This is a genomic window from Chloroflexota bacterium, assembly GCA_020850535.1.
GTDB lineage: Bacteria > Chloroflexota > UBA6077 > UBA6077 > JACCZL01 > JADZEM01.
Window position 1 is genome coordinate 1 of sequence record JADZEM010000090.1, and the last position, 16,876, is coordinate 16,876.

At 67.8% G+C, this 16,876-nt stretch carries 13 protein-coding genes; 9 read left to right on the plus strand and 4 right to left on the minus strand.

Going from position 1 to position 16,876, the window contains the following annotated elements; genetic code table 11:
• Positions 1–161: 161 nt before the first annotated feature.
• The 3 genes from IT306_12865 to IT306_12875 form a co-directional block, all read right to left on the minus strand.
• Positions 162–2,141, minus strand: coding sequence for a hypothetical protein (locus IT306_12865; protein MCC7369313.1), 1,980 nt, complete (start codon positions 2,139–2,141; stop codon positions 162–164).
• Entirely contained in the window at positions 2,128–3,804 is a 1,677-nt protein-coding gene (gene groEL / locus IT306_12870; GenBank protein ID MCC7369314.1) for a chaperonin GroEL, read from the minus strand. The genes IT306_12865 and groEL overlap by 14 nt, the downstream gene beginning before the upstream one ends.
• A gap of 70 nt (positions 3,805–3,874) precedes the next feature.
• A complete protein-coding gene (locus IT306_12875; GenBank protein ID MCC7369315.1) occupies positions 3,875–5,041 on the minus strand; it encodes a mandelate racemase in 1,167 nt (388 codons plus the stop codon).
• A gap of 190 nt (positions 5,042–5,231) precedes the next feature.
• Here IT306_12875 and IT306_12880 point away from each other — a divergent pair, with 190 nt between their 5' ends.
• Positions 5,232–5,621, plus strand: coding sequence for a hypothetical protein (locus IT306_12880; protein ID MCC7369316.1), 390 nt, complete (start codon positions 5,232–5,234; stop codon positions 5,619–5,621).
• 112 nt (positions 5,622–5,733) lie between these two features.
• On the opposite strand, the gene pgi is transcribed toward IT306_12880, so the two are convergent.
• Positions 5,734–7,389 (minus strand): glucose-6-phosphate isomerase, encoded by a 1,656-nt coding sequence (gene pgi, locus IT306_12885; protein MCC7369317.1) that lies wholly within the window; start codon positions 7,387–7,389, stop codon positions 5,734–5,736.
• A 402-nt stretch (positions 7,390–7,791) separates the two neighbouring features.
• Here pgi and IT306_12890 point away from each other — a divergent pair, with 402 nt between their 5' ends.
• The 8 genes from IT306_12890 to glgX all read left to right on the plus strand — a co-directional run bounded on the left by IT306_12890 (position 7,792) and on the right by glgX (position 16,818).
• Positions 7,792–9,255: a sugar ABC transporter substrate-binding protein gene (locus tag IT306_12890; GenBank protein ID MCC7369318.1), complete on the plus strand. Its 1,464-nt coding sequence runs from the start codon at positions 7,792–7,794 to the stop codon at positions 9,253–9,255.
• Positions 9,256–9,300: 45 nt separating this feature from the next.
• Positions 9,301–10,266, plus strand: coding sequence for a sugar ABC transporter permease (locus IT306_12895; protein MCC7369319.1), 966 nt, complete (start codon positions 9,301–9,303; stop codon positions 10,264–10,266).
• Positions 10,259–11,158 carry a carbohydrate ABC transporter permease gene (locus IT306_12900; protein MCC7369320.1) on the plus strand — a complete coding sequence of 300 codons (900 nt, stop codon included), beginning with the start codon at positions 10,259–10,261 and terminating at the stop codon, positions 11,156–11,158. The genes IT306_12895 and IT306_12900 overlap by 8 nt, the downstream gene beginning before the upstream one ends.
• A gap of 78 nt (positions 11,159–11,236) precedes the next feature.
• Positions 11,237–11,605 carry a DUF4160 domain-containing protein gene (locus IT306_12905; protein MCC7369321.1) on the plus strand — a complete coding sequence of 123 codons (369 nt, stop codon included), beginning with the start codon at positions 11,237–11,239 and terminating at the stop codon, positions 11,603–11,605.
• A 109-nt stretch (positions 11,606–11,714) separates the two neighbouring features.
• The gene (locus IT306_12910) at positions 11,715–11,966 is read left to right on the plus strand and encodes a DUF2442 domain-containing protein (GenBank protein ID MCC7369322.1); all 252 of its coding nucleotides are present in this window, start codon (positions 11,715–11,717) and stop codon (positions 11,964–11,966) included.
• A gap of 75 nt (positions 11,967–12,041) precedes the next feature.
• Entirely contained in the window at positions 12,042–13,184 is a 1,143-nt protein-coding gene (dgoD, locus tag IT306_12915; GenBank protein MCC7369323.1) for a galactonate dehydratase, read from the plus strand.
• A 167-nt stretch (positions 13,185–13,351) separates the two neighbouring features.
• On the plus strand, positions 13,352–14,311 hold the full coding sequence (locus IT306_12920) for a D-2-hydroxyacid dehydrogenase (protein MCC7369324.1): 960 nt from the start codon (positions 13,352–13,354) through the stop codon (positions 14,309–14,311).
• 290 nt (positions 14,312–14,601) lie between these two features.
• Positions 14,602–16,818, plus strand: coding sequence for a glycogen debranching protein GlgX (glgX, locus tag IT306_12925; GenBank protein MCC7369325.1), 2,217 nt, complete (start codon positions 14,602–14,604; stop codon positions 16,816–16,818).
• The last annotated feature ends 58 nt before the right edge of the window (positions 16,819–16,876 follow it).

Below are 16,876 nucleotides of genomic sequence, written 5' to 3' on the forward strand. Positions count from 1 at the left end.
CGGGCCACCTCGCGGCCCCATCCTTGCCATACTCCTAGCGGGTCCATCATCTGCCTCCCTTCGGTCATTCAACCTCCGGGTTCCGCAGATGGTGGACCCGCCTTCGCAATAACTGTCGGGAAGTCAGGCCTCCGGAGGCCGGGGGGTGAGGGCCTCTTCTGTCAGGCCACCGGGCGACGCCAGAGCGTGCCGCCAAGGCCCAGCGCGTAGGCCACCAGTTCCCCGCTCGGGAGCGCGAGCACGCGCAACCCCGTCACCAGCGGCGTCCGGATGCCCGCGTCCCACGCCTCGAACGTCTCGCCGCCGTCCCGCGAAAGGTATGGCGTGCCGGTCGCGGCTGCCAGCACCAGACGGTCGCGGCGCGCCGACGGCGACAGCGCGAGGCTCGTGACCGTCTCCGACGGCGCACCGATGCGAGCCTCCTGCCAGAGCGGACGCGTCTCGCCGCGCCGTCGCTCGGCGCTCTGCGACAGCGGCCGGCCGACGTGCCCGGGTCGTCCGGCCAGCACCGCGTACGGCCCGTGGCCCGGCGCCGGCACGGCGATGGGCATCACGGCGGCCCGCGGTCCCGGCCACCAGCGCGCCCAGGTCCGCCCCCGATTCGCCGAGCGCCAGAGATCGACGCCGGCCAGGACTCGCGAGCCGTCGGCCTCGGTCAGGTAGTCGCGGACGCCGACGTAGAGCGTGCCGTCCTGACCGAACGCGGGCGACGGCGCAACCGACACGATCTCCGCCCCGGCGAACGGCAGCGGGAGCGCCTTCCAGCGCTCGCCGGCGTCCTCCGAGAGCAGCAGACAGCCGACGCCGGCCGCAACCAGCGTCGTCGGCGCACTGCTGAGGTCGCCGACGGCTGCCAGCGCGGTCGGCCGGGCGTCGGCCGGCAGCTCCACGGCAGCCAGATCGACGCGCTGCCAGCCGGCCTCGATCCGGTCGCTCCAGTACAGCCCGTCCTCGAAGGTTGCCAGCACGGCCGGACGTCCGCCGGCCCGCCGCACGAACGCCAGAGACGTGGCCGCCAGCGCCGTCAGGCCGCCGGCGCCGCCCTTCCAGGTTCGCCCGGCATCGTGGGAGACCACGACGCCAGCGTCGAGCATCGCCACGCCCAGCAGCGGCTCGTCGCCGAACGCCATCGTGGCGTCCAGGGCCACCGTCGCGCGGCCAGCCAGCCCGACGTTGGCAGGCGTCCAGCGACCACCGCCCGAGTCGAGACGCACCGCCCCCTGATCGACCGTACCGGCCACGGCTGCGCCACCTGTGGTCGACACGAGGCCGAGGATCGGGCCGAGGTCCGCGCCGTCGAGCGTCCAGGTTGCGCCGCCGTCCGTCGAGCGCGCCACGCCCGCCGCCGTCCCGACCAGGATCGTCCGTCCGTCCGTCCCAAACGCGATGCTGGTCACGGACGGCTCGGGAAAGCTGTCTACCGCGTCCCAGGTCTGGCCGCCATCGTCGGAGCGGAACAGCCCGTCAGCCTCGGTGCCGGCCAGCACGAGCGCGTCGTCCTCGAAGGCTGGCGAGACCCCGATGGCCTGCACGGCTGGTGCATCCGGTCCCAACTCGACCAGCCGCCACGCCCGCGCGCCGTTCCGCGAGCGAAACAGGCCGCTGATCGTGCCGGCAAACGCCGTCCGATCCCGCCCGAACGCGGGCGAGAGAGCGACCGCCAACACGGTCAGGTCGAGCAGGCCGGCGTTCGCGCCGATCCAGCTCAGGCCGCCGTCCTCCGAGCGCAGGAGGCCGTCTGTCTCGGTGCCGGCCAGCACGGTCACGTCGGCAGCCGACGGATCGGCGGTCACGGCGAGAGCCTGCACCTTGCTGCCCGTCAGCACCTGCCGCCAGGACCGGCCGCCGTCCGTCGAACGGTGCAGGCCGCTTCCCGCCCCCAGCAGGAGCGACGTGCCCATAGCGTCAGCCGGAAGGCACGCCAGCGCGTCGGCAATGGTGTCAGGGGCCAGCGACAGCCACGCCCAGGTCTGGCCGCCGTCCTCGGAGCCGTGCAGGCCGGCCGGCGTCGCGGCATAGATCCGCTGGCCGCCCCCCACGACGCCCGACGCCAGTGCCAGCACGGTTCCGCCGGACCACTCGGTCACCAGCTCCCACGGACGGGCGTTCGTCGGGTCACTCCCGCTGTCAGAGGCGGCCACGCCACTCCCTCCGTATCCGCCGCAGCGGGTCTTTCCGTCGAATGACCACCTCAGCGGTCAGGGCGGTCGCCGCCGTGCTGACGGCGGCTTCCAGGGCCGTCCGCGTCACCCCGAGCGGATCGACCAGCCCGGCCGCACGCGCGTCGACCCACGCCCCGCTCAGCACGTCGTAGGCCGCCCGCTCAGGCCGCTGCCCGCCTCCCGCCACGATGGCCCGGCCGTCGAGGCCGGCGTTCCGGGCGATGACCTCGGCCGGCGCGGCCAGCGCCCGCGCCAGCAGCCGCAGGCCCGCCGCATAGTCGTCGCGTCCCGGCTGCCCGTCCAGCGCCCGGGCAGCCGTCAGCAGCGCGCCGCCGCCGCCGGCCACGACCCCGGATTCCAGCGCTGCCCGACAACTGGTCACCGCCGCCTCGACGCGCTGCTTCAACAGCTCCTGCGCCCGTTTCGTCGGGCCGCCGACCTGGATGCTCGCGCCAGTTCCCGTGAGCTTGGCGATGCGCTCTCGGAGCTTGCTCCTGAGGTACGGATCGTCGCGGTGGGCTGTCAGCTCGCCGCGCACGTCGGTGACGCGCTTACGGATCGCCGCGCGGTCGCCCCGCCCCCCGATGACGCCGAACGCCTGCCGCGTGGCCCAGACCTGCCGCGCCTGCCCCAGATCGGCCAGCGTCACCCGCTCCAGGCGATCCCCCAGCTCGCGGTGCAGGCACCGCCCGCCCGTCGCCGCCGCCAGATCGTCGAGGATGCCGATGCGCTGCGCTCCGATGCTCGGCGCCTGGATCGCCAGCGCGCCGGCCAGCGTGCCGCGCTCGCGGTTCGCCAGCAGCATCGCCACGACGGCATGGTGCACGTCCGGGGCGATGATGACCAGCCGCGGCACATCCGCTGCCACGCACGCCTCGAGCGCAGGCAGCAGCTGCTCGGGCCGCTCGACGTTGAAATCACAGAGGAGGATGCGCGGCTCGACGAGGCGGCCGGTCGTCTCGCCGGGCGGCAGCAGGTGAGCCGAGCTGTACCCGCCCTCCCAGCGCACGCCATCCACGTACTGGTGGAGGGTCTCGGCGCCGTGGGCGTTCTCGACCATGACGATGCCGTCCGGCCCGACGGTATCGAGGATCTCGCCGACGATCTCGGCCAGCGCGGGGTCGTCCAGGGTGTGCCGTGCCACCCGCGCGATCTCGTCCGGGTGGTCGAGCTTCCAGGCGCTCATCTCCAGCGCGTCGAGCACGGTCCGCAGGCCATCGCGCAGGCCCGCGCAGAGCCCCACTGGCTCGACGCCGCCGGCCAGCAGGCGCGCGCCATCGTGGAGGAGCGCACGGGTGAGCACCGCCGTCGTCGCGCCGCCGTCCCCAACCTCGTCGGCAACACGCAGCACGAGATCGCGCAGCATCATCGCGCCGGCGTTTTCGAACGGATCGGCCAGCTCGATGGTCCGCCGCGCGATAGTGGCGGCGGTATCGAGGATCTCCGGCGGCTCCTGGCCGAGGATCGGGGCGATGGCGACGGTCCGCGCCACCGGCCCGAGGGTCGGGGCGATCAGCCCGGCCAGTTGGTCTGCGCCCCGCAACAACGCTGAACGAGCCGCCAACCCGTAGCGGATTGGCGACTCGGGATCAGTGGCCTCGTCATCGCTGACTGGCGTCTGCTTCGTGTCGATTGGCGTCACCCCTGCGTGGACGGTCTATTGTGACACGCAGGGAGACGCCTCGGTCAGCAAATCCTCCAGGCAGCAGGCGCTAGCTGTAGACGGCGTGCCCGACCTGGTGCTTCTTGATGTAGTCCCAGTCGAGCTGCACCCCAAGGCCCGGGCCGGTCGGCACCGAGACGTGGCCGTTCTTGTCGATGGCGTCCAGCTCGTCGGAGTAGCCGCAGGCGTAGATCGGCGGCTTGGTCCGCTTCAGCTTCGGGTGGACCAGCCCGAGCTCGTAGTAGTTGGTGTTGCGGATCGCCGCCATGCAGTGCCGGTGGTGCGGCCCGGGGGCGTGGACCTCGACGTCCAGGCCGAAGCCCTCCGCCGAGTGCGCGATCTTCATCAGGCCGGTGATGCCAGCATCGTAGTCGGCGTCGGCGCGGACGTAGTCGGTGCCGTCCGCCACGATGTTGTCGACGTGCAGCTCGTGGCCCCGGATGTGCTCGCCGATCAGGATCGGAGTCTTGATGATCTGCCGCAGCTTGCGGTGCCCGAACGCCGAGATGCCGCCGTCCTTGTACGGGTCTTCCAGCCAGAAGAAGCGGGCCTCGTCGCAGGCCAGCCCGACCTTCACGGTCTCGCCCCAGGTGTTGTACTCGCAGGCCGGGTCGATCATCAGATCCATCTCGTCGCCCACGGCCTTGCGGGTCGCCAGGACGGTCTGGACTTCTCGCTGGATCGGCCCGGTGCCCCAGCCGTGGATCTTGAAGGCCGGGTAGCCCATCTCCTTGCACTGCACTGCGAACTCGGCGAACTGCTCGGGCGTCGTCAGGCCGCCGTTCTCGTCGCCGTGGTAGGTGGAGGCGTAGGCCGGCAGGGTCTTGCGGAACCCGCCCAGCAGCTCGGAGATCGGCGCGTCGTAGAGCTTGCCGGCGATGTCCCACAGCGCGATGTCAATCGACCCGATGCCCATGCGGTCGTCCTTCCGCATGGCCCGCTTCAGATCGTTGTAGATCTTCTCGCGCTCGAGGGCGTTCTTGCCGATCAGGTAGCCGGCCACCCGCCCGACCTGGGCGTAGGTGGACGACATGCCGCCGGCGTACTCGCCGCTGACCCCGGCGTCGGTGTCGATCTTGATGACGTAGCCGGTGTTGTGGGCCGTGCTTCCAGCTTCCCAGACGCCGTTGAAGCCATTGTAGTCGGTGCCCATGTCCTGCACGTCGTAGGCGTACTGGAACACCTCGACACGGGTGATCTTCGGTTGACGAGCCATCCTCGCTCCTCCCCGTCGCTCTGACCGAGTTGTGCCAACGTTGGCGCGGGGAGAGGGTAGCCGGTCCGGCCCCCAGCCGGTCCACCTTTGCGGCCTCAGCGGCCCGCCGGGTACCGAGACGCGCCGACAACCCTGGTGACGCCGGTCCTCACCCTGATCTATGCTGTGAGCAGAGGCGGGTGGGTTCACGATGAGCATGGTCGATCCCGAAGCGACACAGCTCCTGCGGCGCGCGATCCAGCTTGGCAACGCTGGTCGGGCGACGGTGGCCGACCTGCGCCTCGCCGTCGAGCACCCGATCGCGTGGCAGCTGCCGCCGGCGCGCCTCCTGGGCGATGCGCCCCTGGCGCGGCTGCTGCGGCGGGCCATCGAGCTGGCACAGGCGCGCGGCGGCGACCTGGTCGGGCGGCAGGATCTGCTGTTGGCGCTCTACGAGGCCGAGGCGTCGCAGTTGGGGATGAACCTGGACCGGCTGCGCTACGCCCGGGCGTACGTCCGGCGGGCCTACGCCGACGTGGCCCCGGCCGCGCGCAGCGTGTGCGAGCCGCTCGGCGTCGGGACGAATGAGCCGCCCGCCTGACCCTTGAGCGGTACGCCGAGTCAGGCTGGGAGTCCGTAGACGGATCGACGATGACGGGCGGGTGTGCAAGCTCGCGCCACTCGGGATGCCGGACAAGCCCCTGAGCGTGCGGCTACCTCTGGCGCCGGTAGCGCCGGATCAACGCATTGGTGGAGCTGTCATGGACCAGACCGGCGTCGTCGGCTGCCTGAAGCTCGGCAACAATCTTCAGCGCCAACGCCTTCCCAAGCTCAACCCCCCACTGGTCGAACGAGTTGATGCCCCAGATGACGCCCTGCGTATACACGCTGTGCTCGTAGAGGGCGATCAGCGCGCCGAGGATCTCCGGCGTCAGCTGCTCGGCCAGGATCGAGTTGGTCGGCTGATTCCCGGGGAACGTCCGGTGCGGGACCAGCGACTCGGCCATGCCCTCGGCCCGGGCCTCGTCAGCGGTCTTCCCGAAGGCCAACGCCTCGGTCTGGGCCAGGAAGTTGGCGATCAGCAGATCGTGCTGCTTCGTGCCGTCGTCAGCGGTCAGCGGGTTGAGCGACCGCGCGAAGGCGATGAAGTCGGCCGGAATCAGCTTCGTGCCCTGGTGCAACAACTGGTAGAACGAGTGCTGGCCGTTCGTGCCCGGCTCGCCCCAGAAGATCGGGCCGGTCTGATAGTCCACCGCCACCCCGTCCAGCGTGACCCGCTTGCCGTTGCTCTCCATCGTCAATTGCTGGAGGTAGGCCGGGAACCGCTTGAGATACTGGTCGTAGGGCAGCACGGCGATCGTCTCCGCGCCGAAGAAATCGACGTACCAGACGGTCAGCAGGCCGAGCAGGACCGGCAGGTTCTGGGCGAACGGAGCCGTCCGATAATGCTCGTCCATCGTGTGGAAGCCGGCCAGCATCCGACGGAAGCCGTCCGGCCCCACCGCCAGCATCGTCGAGAGGCCGATGGCCGAGTCCATCGAGTAGCGGCCGCCAACCCAGTCCCAGAACTCGAACATGTTGGCCGTGTCGATGCCGAACTTCGAGACCTCGGCGGCGTTGGTGGAGACGGCCACGAAGTGCTTCGCGACGGCCGCGTCGGCCTTGAGCGTCGCCAGCAGCCACGCGCGAGCTGCCTTCGCGTTGGTGATCGTCTCCAGGGTCGTGAACGTCTTCGAGGAGACGATGAACAGCGTCTCGGCCGGATCGAGGTCGATGGTGGCCTCGACGAAGTCGGTCGGGTCGACGTTCGAGACGAAGCGGAAGGTCAGGTCGCGCTCGGCGTAGTGACGCAGCGCCTCGTAGGCCATGACCGGCCCGAGATCGGAGCCACCGATGCCGATGTTGACGACGGCGCGGATGCTCTTGCCGGTGTAACCGGTCCAGGCGCCGCCCCGGACCCGATCCGCGAAGTCGGCCATGCGGTCCAGCACGGCGTGGACGGCCGGCACGACATTCTCGCCATCCACGACGATGCTGCTGCCGCGCGGGGCGCGCAGGGCCGTGTGCAGGACGGCCCGTCCCTCGGTGGCGTTGATCTTCTGGCCGCTGAACATCGCGTCGATGCGCTCACGCAGGCCGCTCTCGTCGGCCAGTTGCAGCAGCAGCCCCAGCGTCTCGTCAGTCACCCGGTTCTTCGAATAGTCGAGGAACAGACCGGCCGCTTCGGCCGTCATCCGTTCACCACGGCCGGGATCGTCGGCGAACAGGCGTCGCAGGTGAACGTCGTGGATGCGCTGAACGTGGGCCCTGAGGGCGGCCCAGGCCGGCCGCTGGGTCAACGGGGCCGTTGGTGTCGGGCTGGCAGCCATCAGTACGATGCCTCCCGGTGGTGTGGGCAAACGCTCTGGCGCGTCATTGCGGCGCTGCCTGAACGGCGAGGGACACTCTCGCTGCGTCTTCAAAGAAGGGTACGCCATCGCGCCCTCGGCAGTCCGCTCGGCGCGCCGCTCGGACCGGGTGAGCCAGGAGTCTGCCCGCCAGCCGCGTGGCCGATCGACGCCCGTTGCCAGCGCGCCGATGCGACGAACGGCACAGGGCAACCCTGTGGTTATATCGATTAACTTGTGCTACGCTTCCTACCGCGCGATCGGACGCCGGCTGCTGCCGTTCTTGAGGACGCAGCCTCCGTCCAGAGAATTCGTGGGGCCGCCGACGTCGCGGTTAGCGGCAGGGAGAAAAGTACAATGTCCTCGACGATGAGTCGCCGCGCGATGCTTCGCGGCGCCGCCAGTCTGGTCGGCATGTTCAGCGCGACAGCCCTCCTCGCGGCATGCGGTGGCGCTCAGCCGGCCAGCAAGCCGGCCGAGACGAAGCCCGCCGAAACCAAGCCGGCAGAGAGCAAGCCGGCCGCACCGGCCGCACAGCCCGCTGCGACGGCCGCCCCGGCCAAGCCGGCAGAGGCCGCGAAGCCCGCGGAGGCGAAGCCGGCTGCTCAGGCTCCGGCGGCGACCAAGAAGATCGGCGGCACCATCCGTTTGCACGTCCGGACCGGTCCTGAAGAGGACACGCTGAAGGCGATGCTTCCGAAGTTCACCGAGGATACCGGCATCGAGGTGAAGGTCGAGTCGTTCCCGACCGAGGAGTACACGACCAAGATCCAGACGCTGATGGCTGGCGGCACGGTCGGCGACGTGATGTGGGGCATCCAGCGCGTGACCCCGCGATTCGCCCGGAACAAGGTCATCTTGCAGCTTGACGACTTGATCGCCAAGGACAAGTACGACATGTCTCTGTACTGGCCGGGCGCCGTCGAAGCCTGCAAGTACCAGGGCGGCATCTGGGCGGTGCCGTACAAGATCCACCCCGGTCCGGCCGCCATCTACTACAACGTCCAGCAGATGCAGGAAGCCGGCGTCACCATGCCGGAGAAGCAGTTCGCCACCTGGGACGACCTGAAGAAGGCCGCGAAGGCGGCCACCAAGGACGGCCGCTTCGGCCTTCAGTTGAACATCACCTCGGGTGGCGCGCTCAACACGCCGCAGCCGGTCACGATGTTCCTGCGTTCGTGGGGTACGGACCTGTACTCCGAGGACGGCAAGAAGTCCAACCTCAGCGATCCGAAGGCGAAGGAAGCCATTCGGTTCATGTACGACCTGATGCACACCGACAAGGTGGCGGTGACCGGTCGCGACTTCTCGGCGAGCGCCATCGAGGATCTGATGGTCGCCCAGCGCGTCTCTCAGGTCATGGCCTCGTCGTCGACCAAGAGCATCATCACCAAGACCGGTGGCAAGTTCGATGTCAAGAACGCCATCGCACCTCCGGGGCCAGCCGGGATCGTCGGCACGCAGGCCATCGTGGACCACATCATTATCTCGGCGACCACGAAGGCTCCCGACGCGGCCTGGGAGCTGGCCAAGTTCATGACCAGCACCGAGTTCGGCGTGCGGCTCGGTGGCGGGACTGGTGGCACGGCGTCGGGGACCACCGGGGCCCAGATCAGCGTGTTCAACGACCCGCGCATCATGGCGAACCATCTTCACCCGATCTTCATCGATCTGGTGAAGATGGCGACGGCGCCGCGCTTCCCGGCTAACCTCCGCGAGGAGGAGCATGCCCAGGCGTTGCACCAGACGCTGATGCCGCTCTGGTTGGGCGAGCGAAAGCCGGACGACGCGTTCTTCGACGAGCTCACGAAGACGTGCCAGGCAGTGATCGATCAGCCGATCGCCTGACCTACGACAAGTAGCCGTGACCGCCAACAGACTGGACGAACAGCTGTGAGTACCAGCTCAGCCACCCTCGCCGCGCCACCAGCGCGGCGAGGGTCTTCTCCGCTCGCACGACGCAAGGCGATTCAGGGCTACCTGTACATTTCGCCGTTTCTGCTCGGCTTCTTGATTTTCACGGCGTATCCGCTGATCACGTCGTTCTACCTCAGCTTCACCAGCTACAACATCCTCAGCGCACCCTCGTTCATCGGGCTCGAGAACTACTCCCGTGCGTTCACGCAGGATGCTCAGTTCTGGGCCTCGCTCGGCCGCACCGGCCGCTACGCGTTGATGGTGGTGCCGCTGGGCATCATCTGCTCGCTGCTGGCGGCGATGCTGCTCAACCAGGGCTTCACCGGCACGGCGATCTTCCGGACGATCTTCTTCTTGCCCTCGATCACACCGGTCATCGCCTCGGTCCTGATCTGGCTCTGGCTGCTCCAGCCGTCCATCGGCGTGGTGAACTATCTGCTCAGCCTGATCGGTGTTCCTGGCCCGCCGTGGGTTCAGAGCACCACCTGGGCGGTCCCATCGCTGGTGATCCTGTCCCTCTGGAACACGGCTGGCGGCAGCCGCATGATCGTCTTCCTGGCCGGGCTCCAGGGCGTCCCCCAGGAGCTGTACGAGGCGTCCCACATCGACGGGGCGAACGCCTGGCAGCGCTTCTGGAACGTGACCGTTCCGATGATCTCGCCGACGATCTTCTTCAACCTCGTGATCTCGGTGATCGGCGCGCTGTCGGTCTTCTCGGTGGCCTACATCGGCACCCAGGGCGGCCCCGCCTACGCCACGTACTTCTACGTCTACCACCTCTACATCAGCGCGTTCCAGTTCAACCTGATGGGCTACGCCTCGGCGTTGGCCTGGATCTTCCTGGTGATCGTCCTGGCGCTCACCGTGGTGCAGTTCACGATGCAGAAGCGTTGGGTCTTCTACGCGGGCGACGACCGATCTGAGGAAAAAGACCATGGCTGATCAGACGGCGTCGCTCCCACGCACGGTAGATGTTCGCGCCGGCTCAACCTCCGCGGCGCGGACGCGTTCGCGACTCGTGTTCTACGCCGTTGCGATCGTCCTGACGTTGTTCTTCGTTGGCCCGTTCTACTGGACAGTCGCGTCGTCGTTGAAGACGCCAGCCGAGATCGCGACGTTTCCGCCAGTGTTCGTGCCCGCGCAGTTGCGCTTCGACAACTACGCACGCGCCTGGACCAAGGTCCCGTTCCTGGACTTCTACACCAACTCGCTGATCGTGACCGTCCTGGCAGTGTCCGGGCAGGTGCTCTCAGCGTGCATGGTGGCGTACGGGTTCGCGCGATTCCAGTTCCCGTTCAGAAACACCCTGTTCATGCTGGTCATCGCCACCCTGATCGTCCCCTGGGAGGTGACGATCATCCCGAGCTTCCTGCTCTACAAGTGGCTCGGGTGGCTCGACACGCTCAAGCCATTGATCGTGCCAAGCTGGTTTGGCGGCTCGCCGCTGTACATCTTCCTCTTGCGGCAGTTCTTCATGAGCATCCCGCGCGATCTCGATGAGGCTGCTGAGATGGATGGCGCCAACTCGTTCCGCATCCTGTGGCAGATCCTGGTGCCGTTGTGCGCCCCCGCGCTCACGACCGTCGCGATCTTCTCGTTCCTCCAGCACTGGAACGAGTTCATCCAGCCGCTGATCTTCTTGAACAGCGAGACGAACTTCACGGTGTCGCTCGGCCTGCGGCTGTTCCAGACCGCGCCCGCCGATCCCGGCGAACCGAAGGAACACTTGCTGATGGCGGCGGCAGTCATCGCGTCGGCCCCATGCATCGCGCTGTTCTTCGCGGCGCAGCGCTTCTTCGTGCGCGGCATCGTGATGTCGGGCATCAAGGGCTGATCGTCGAGTCGTCAGGTGTCAGGAGGAAGACCTCGGACCGTTGGCGACTGACGACGGCTTGATCTCGTAGGTTCGGGCGTGCCAGTCATCTCGACCTTCTTCGGCATCTTGATTCGATTGTACTACCGCGAGCACGGAGCAGGTCACTTCCACGCCGAGTATCAGAGCCAGCTCGCGACGTTCACGTTCGATGGGAAGATTCTGGCCGGCGCCATCCGCTCGCAAAACGCCCTTCGATTGATCGAGGAATGGGCTACACCCCCCAGGGCGATTGCATGTTGGGTGTGTCGTGCCGCCGCGTCGGGGCTTGAAAGCCCCGCCTACGATCCTGCAGTCGCTGCGCGACGCTCCAGTCGCACCAGTGCCTGCCGTTCCCGACGGCACGAGTGTAGGCGGGGACTTCAGTCCCCGACCGCCCGTTCCATGATCCTTCGGGGACACCAATGAACATGCAATCGTCCTGCTACACCCCCAAGATGAACTCGAATCGAACTGGTCACGCATGCCTTCTGACGAACCACTTGAGCGGATCGCTCCGCTTGAATGAGGAGACGCGATGAGCAGTCTACCGATGGTGACCAATGCCGAGCACAAGGGCGGGTATGCCATCCATCTGACCTTCAATGATGACGTGCAGGCAACTGTCGATTCTGAGCCGTGGCTCGATGGTCCGATGTTTGAGCCGCTCAAGGATCTTGCATACTTCCGACGCTTCTTCGTGGAAGGCGGCACGGTTACCTGGCCGAACGGCGCAGACATCGCGCCGGAGACGCTGTACAAGAGCGCAGTTGCTATGCGAGCAGCGTAGCACGCAGGTATGGTGGAGGCAGCATGGACGAGCGAGATGTCTGCCGCCTGACACACTTCGAACCGAGGGCTGTTCGTGAAGATCACCAGTGTCGAGACGTTCATCGCCGGGCTTGACCGGCGCAATTACCTGTTCGTGCGCGTCCAGACGGACGAGGGCATCCACGGCATCGGCGAGGCGTACTCGTGCGGCCCCGACGATGCCACCGCCGCTGTCGTCGCCGACTTCGAGACCTGGCTCATCGGGAAAGACCCGCGCGACATCGAGGCGCTGTGGCACCTGATGTACGCTGGCTCGCGGTTCCCCGGCGGCTCGATCCTCAACTCGGCGCTCAGCGGCATCGAGCACGCGCTCTGGGACATCCTGGGCAAGTCGCTCAACGTGCCGGTCTGGCGGCTGCTCGGCGGGCAGTTCCGCGGCCGCATCCGGGTCTACCAGTCGCCGCACGGCGCGACACCCGAAGCGCTGGCTGCCGACGCCGTCCGCCTCATCGAGCGGTACGGCTACTCGGCGCTGAAGATCGGGCCGCAGCCGCCGAACTGGACCAGCATGCCGTACAGCACGGTGGTCCGCGAGTCGGCGAAGCGGCTGGAAGCGGTCCGCAAGGCCGTTGGCGAGGACGTCGAGATCGGCGTGGACGCTCACGCCCGCATCTTCGAGCCGGTCCGCGCCCTGGAGATGGCCGAAGCGTTGAAACCGTACCGCCCGTTCTTCTTCGAGGAGGCGTTGCGGCCGGAGAACATCGACGCCATGGCCGACGTGAAGGCGCGCAGCCCGATCCCGATCGCCACCGGCGAGATGCTCTACACCAAGTTCCAGTTCCGCGAGCTGCTGCGGAAGCGTGGCGCGGACATCATCCAGCCGGATGTGTGCGTGGCTGGCGGCCTGCTGGAGCTGAAGAAGATCGCGGCGCTGGCCGAGGCCGAGTACGTCACCGTCGCGCCGCACAACCCGATGGGGCCGGTCGCCACGGCGGTGAACGTCCACTTCGCCGTCTCCACGCCGAACTTCCTGATTCTGGAGTACAGCCCGGACGACGTGGGCAAGCGGCGCGAGCTGCTGGTGGAGCCGCTCAAGGTGACGGATGGCTACATCGACGTGCCAACCGCCCCGGGCTTCGGCGTCGAGCTGAATCTCGACGCCTTCGAGAAGTACCCGTCGGCCCGCTGGCACCGTCCGTTCCCCGTCAACACGGACGGCTCGCTCGGGTTTCAGTAGGCGCAAGCGGCCAGGGGATGAGCGGGGCTTGTCCCCCGGTGGCTGATCTCACTGCCCGGCCCGGGCTATGATCGCTCGGACCCGAGACATGCCGCGCCCTGCGCTGCTGCACACGAGCGGCCACACAGGGCGGTCCGGCACGACGGAGTGAGGGGGACAGGACACTCGTGACCAAGATTCTCATCGCGTCCCAGCAAGAAGACAGCCAGCGCATCGCCGAGATCCAGGCGCGCCACCCGGAAGTCGAGTTGGTGGCCGTCCACGACCGCGATCACCTGCTCGACCAGATCGGCGACGCCGACGGCATGCTGGGGCACGTCACGGCGATGGAGTTCGCCGCCGCCGAGCAGATCCGCTGGATTCAGGCTGGCAGCGCTGGCGTCGAGTGGCTCTGGAACGTGCCGACGCTCCAGGGGCGCGACGACGTGGTCGTCACCAACATGCGAAGCGCTCACGCCGCCACCATCGCCGAGCACCTCTACGCGATGCTCCTCTCGTTCACACGCGCCCTGCCCGCCTTCGCGAAGCTGCAAGAGCAGTCCCATTGGGGGCGCGGCTGGATGCCCGGCATGACCGCCATCAAGGGCCTGACGATGGGCATCGTCGGCTTTGGCAACATCGGGCGGGCCATCGCGCGGCGGGCCGAGGGCTTCGAGATGAACGTGCTGGCCGTGGACGCCTTCCCCGGCGAGCCGGGCAACGGCGTGGCCGAGGTCTGGCCGCTCTCACGCCTGGACGAGATGTGCTCGCAGATCGACGTGCTGGCGATCTCCGCGCCGATCACCCCGCAGACCCGGGGCCTGATCGGGCCGAAGCAGATTGCGCTCTTGCGGCCGGGCGCCTACGTGATGGTGATGTCGCGCGGGAACATCGTGGACGAGCCGGCCCTGATCGAGGCGTTGAAGTCGGGCCACGTGGCCGCCGCCGGCCTCGACGTGACCCACGAGGAGCCGCTTTCGTCTGATGACCCGCTCTGGAAGGCGCCGAACTGCATCATCACGCCGCACATCTCGGCCCTCTCCCGCCTGACAATGGATCTGGTCTGGTCGATCTTCGAGGAGAACCTGGGCCGCTTCAAGCGCGGCGAGCCGCTGATGAACGTGGTAGACAAGAGGCTGGGCTACTGACCAGACTCGGCAGCACCTGTACCACGAGCGTGAGCGAGCGGACCTCGACCCTCGCAAAGTCCGCTCGCACACGTCTGAGGAATAGATGCTGCCATGCTCTGCCGCAGTACACGCGGCGCGCGGCACACGGGTGCGAGTCCGCGCCTGCCGCCACACGGCGGGCGCCGGATCCTGCCGCCGGTGTCAGGTGGCCGTTACTTTCTGTCAAGCAGCGGTCGCGGCACGGACTGTGCATGCAGCCGGCCCGATTGCGCCGCCGCCAGCGTCGTGCGGCTGCGTGCTGAGGGGTGATGACTGACATGACGGTTCGGATGTTCCCGGGGCAGCCGTATCCACTCGGGGCGACGTGGGACGGCAGCGGCGTCAACTTCGCGATCTTCAGCGAGCACGCCGAGCACGTCGAGCTGTGCCTGTTCAACCAGGCCTACGAGGCCCCCGAGACAGCCCGCATCCGGATGCCCGAGCAGACGGACCTCGTCTGGCACGTCTACCTGCCAGACGCCCGCCCAGGCCAGGTCTACGGCTACCGCGTGCACGGGCCGTGGGATCCGCGCAACGGCCACCGTTTCAACCCCCACAAGCTGCTGATCGACCCGTATGCCAAGGCCATCACCGGCCCGGTGGACTGGTCAGAGGCGATGTTCTCCTACCCACTCGACGGCCGGCCGGACGCCGACCTCGAGCGCGACGACGCCGACAGCGCGTTTGGCATGCCGAAGGGCGTCGTCATCGAGCCGGCCTTCTCCTGGGGCGACGACCGGCCGCCGAAGACCCCCTGGCACGAAACGGTCATCTACGAAGCCCACGTGCGCGGCCTGACCAGGCTCCACCCCGATCTGCCAGAGGACACGAAGGGCACCTACGCCGCCCTGGCCGATCACCGGGTGATCCGCTACCTTCAGCAGCTTGGCGTGACCGCCGTCGAGCTGATGCCGGTCCATCACTTTGTCCACGACAAGCACCTGCTCGACCGTGGGCTGCGGAACTACTGGGGCTACAACTCGATTGCCTACTTTGCGCCGGACACCCGGTACGGCCGGGCACGCACAGCCGGCGCGCAGGTCAACGAGTTCAAGACGATGGTCAAGACCCTCCACAACGCCGGCATCGAGGTCATCCTCGACGTGGTCTACAACCACACGGCGGAGGGCAGCCATCTCGGTCCGACGCTCTCCTTTCGGGGCATCGACAACGCTGCCTACTACCGCCTGGTGCATGGCGACCAGCGGTACTACATGGACTACACCGGCACCGGCAACACGCTGAACATGCAGCACCCGCGCACCATTCAGCTCATTATGGACAGCCTGCGCTACTGGGTGCTGGAGATGCACGTCGACGGCTTCCGCTTTGACCTCGCCTCGACGCTCGCCCGCGAGCTTCACGAGGTCGACCGCCTCTCGGCCTTCTTCGACATCATCCACCAGGATCCGGTGCTCTCACAGGTCAAGCTGATTGCCGAGCCGTGGGACGTGGGTGAGGGCGGCTATCAGGTCGGCAACTTCCCCGTGCTGTGGACCGAGTGGAACGGCAAATATCGCGACTCCGTCCGGCGTTTCTGGCGCGGCGACCCCGGCATGATCGCGGAGCTTGGCTACCGGCTGACCGGGAGCAGCGACCTTTACGAGCGAACGGGCCGCCGACCGTACGCCAGCATCAACTTCGTGACGGCCCACGACGGCTTCACCATGCGCGATCTCGTGTCCTACAACGAGAAGCACAACCACGCCAACGGCGAGGACAACCGCGATGGCGAGAGCCACAACCTCTCGTGGAACTGCGGCGCAGAGGGCGAGACAGATGACCCGAACATCCGCGAGCTGCGCGCCCGCCAGATGCGAAACTTCATGACGACGCTGCTCGTGTCCTCGGGCGTCCCGATGATCCTGCACGGCGATGAGATCGCGCGCTCGCAAGGGGGCAACAACAACGTCTACTGCCAGGACAACGAGACATCCTGGCAGCCCTGGACGCTGACCGACGAGCAGCAGCAGATGCTCGACTGGACCAGACGTGTCATCCGCCTGCGCCGCGAGCACGCTGTGCTGCGCCGACGCAACTTCTTCCGTGGCCGCCCGATCCGTGGGGGAGATCTCAAAGATGTCCTCTGGCTCGGGACGAATGGCAAGGAGATGTCCGAGGCGCAGTGGCTGGACGGATCGACCCGTTGCGTCGGGATGTACCTCTCTGGCTACGCCTCCGATGTGACCGACGACGAGGGGCAGCAGATCGTCGGCGATTCGCTGCTGCTGATCTTCAACAACAGCGACCGCAGCGCGCCGTTTACGCTCCCGAACATCAACCACGGCAACGCGTGGCAACTGGTCCTCGACACGAACGCGCCGGACCGGCCCATCCGGAGATCGCGCCGCCTCGATCCGCGCCAGTATCGAGTTGCGCCGCGCTCCGTGGCGATCTTCAAGCACCCGCTGCCGCAGCAGGCGCCGGGCGAGGGCGCGTCGGACGCGGAGAGCCAGCAGGGCGGCCCACGAGCAGGGACGACGTAGCCGTGGGGATTGTCCCCTGCCCGTGCTCCGTGAGATCGGCAGGCGGACGGGCCGCACA

Bases quoted from the DNA above. Each gene is read 5' to 3' on its own strand.
- IT306_12890 (MCC7369318.1), top strand. From the start codon at position 7,792: ATGCTTCGCGGCGCCGCCAGTCTGGTCGGCATGTTCAGCGCGACAGCC.
- IT306_12875 (MCC7369315.1), bottom strand. From the start codon at position 5,041: ATGGCTCGTCAACCGAAGATCACCCGTGTCGAGGTGTTCCAGTACGCC.
- IT306_12900 (MCC7369320.1), top strand. From the start codon at position 10,259: ATGGCTGATCAGACGGCGTCGCTCCCACGCACGGTAGATGTTCGCGCC.
- IT306_12910 (MCC7369322.1), top strand. From the start codon at position 11,715: ATGAGCAGTCTACCGATGGTGACCAATGCCGAGCACAAGGGCGGGTAT.
- glgX (MCC7369325.1), top strand. From the start codon at position 14,602: ATGACTGACATGACGGTTCGGATGTTCCCGGGGCAGCCGTATCCACTC.
- pgi (MCC7369317.1), bottom strand. From the start codon at position 7,389: ATGGCTGCCAGCCCGACACCAACGGCCCCGTTGACCCAGCGGCCGGCC.
- IT306_12880 (MCC7369316.1), top strand. From the start codon at position 5,232: ATGAGCATGGTCGATCCCGAAGCGACACAGCTCCTGCGGCGCGCGATC.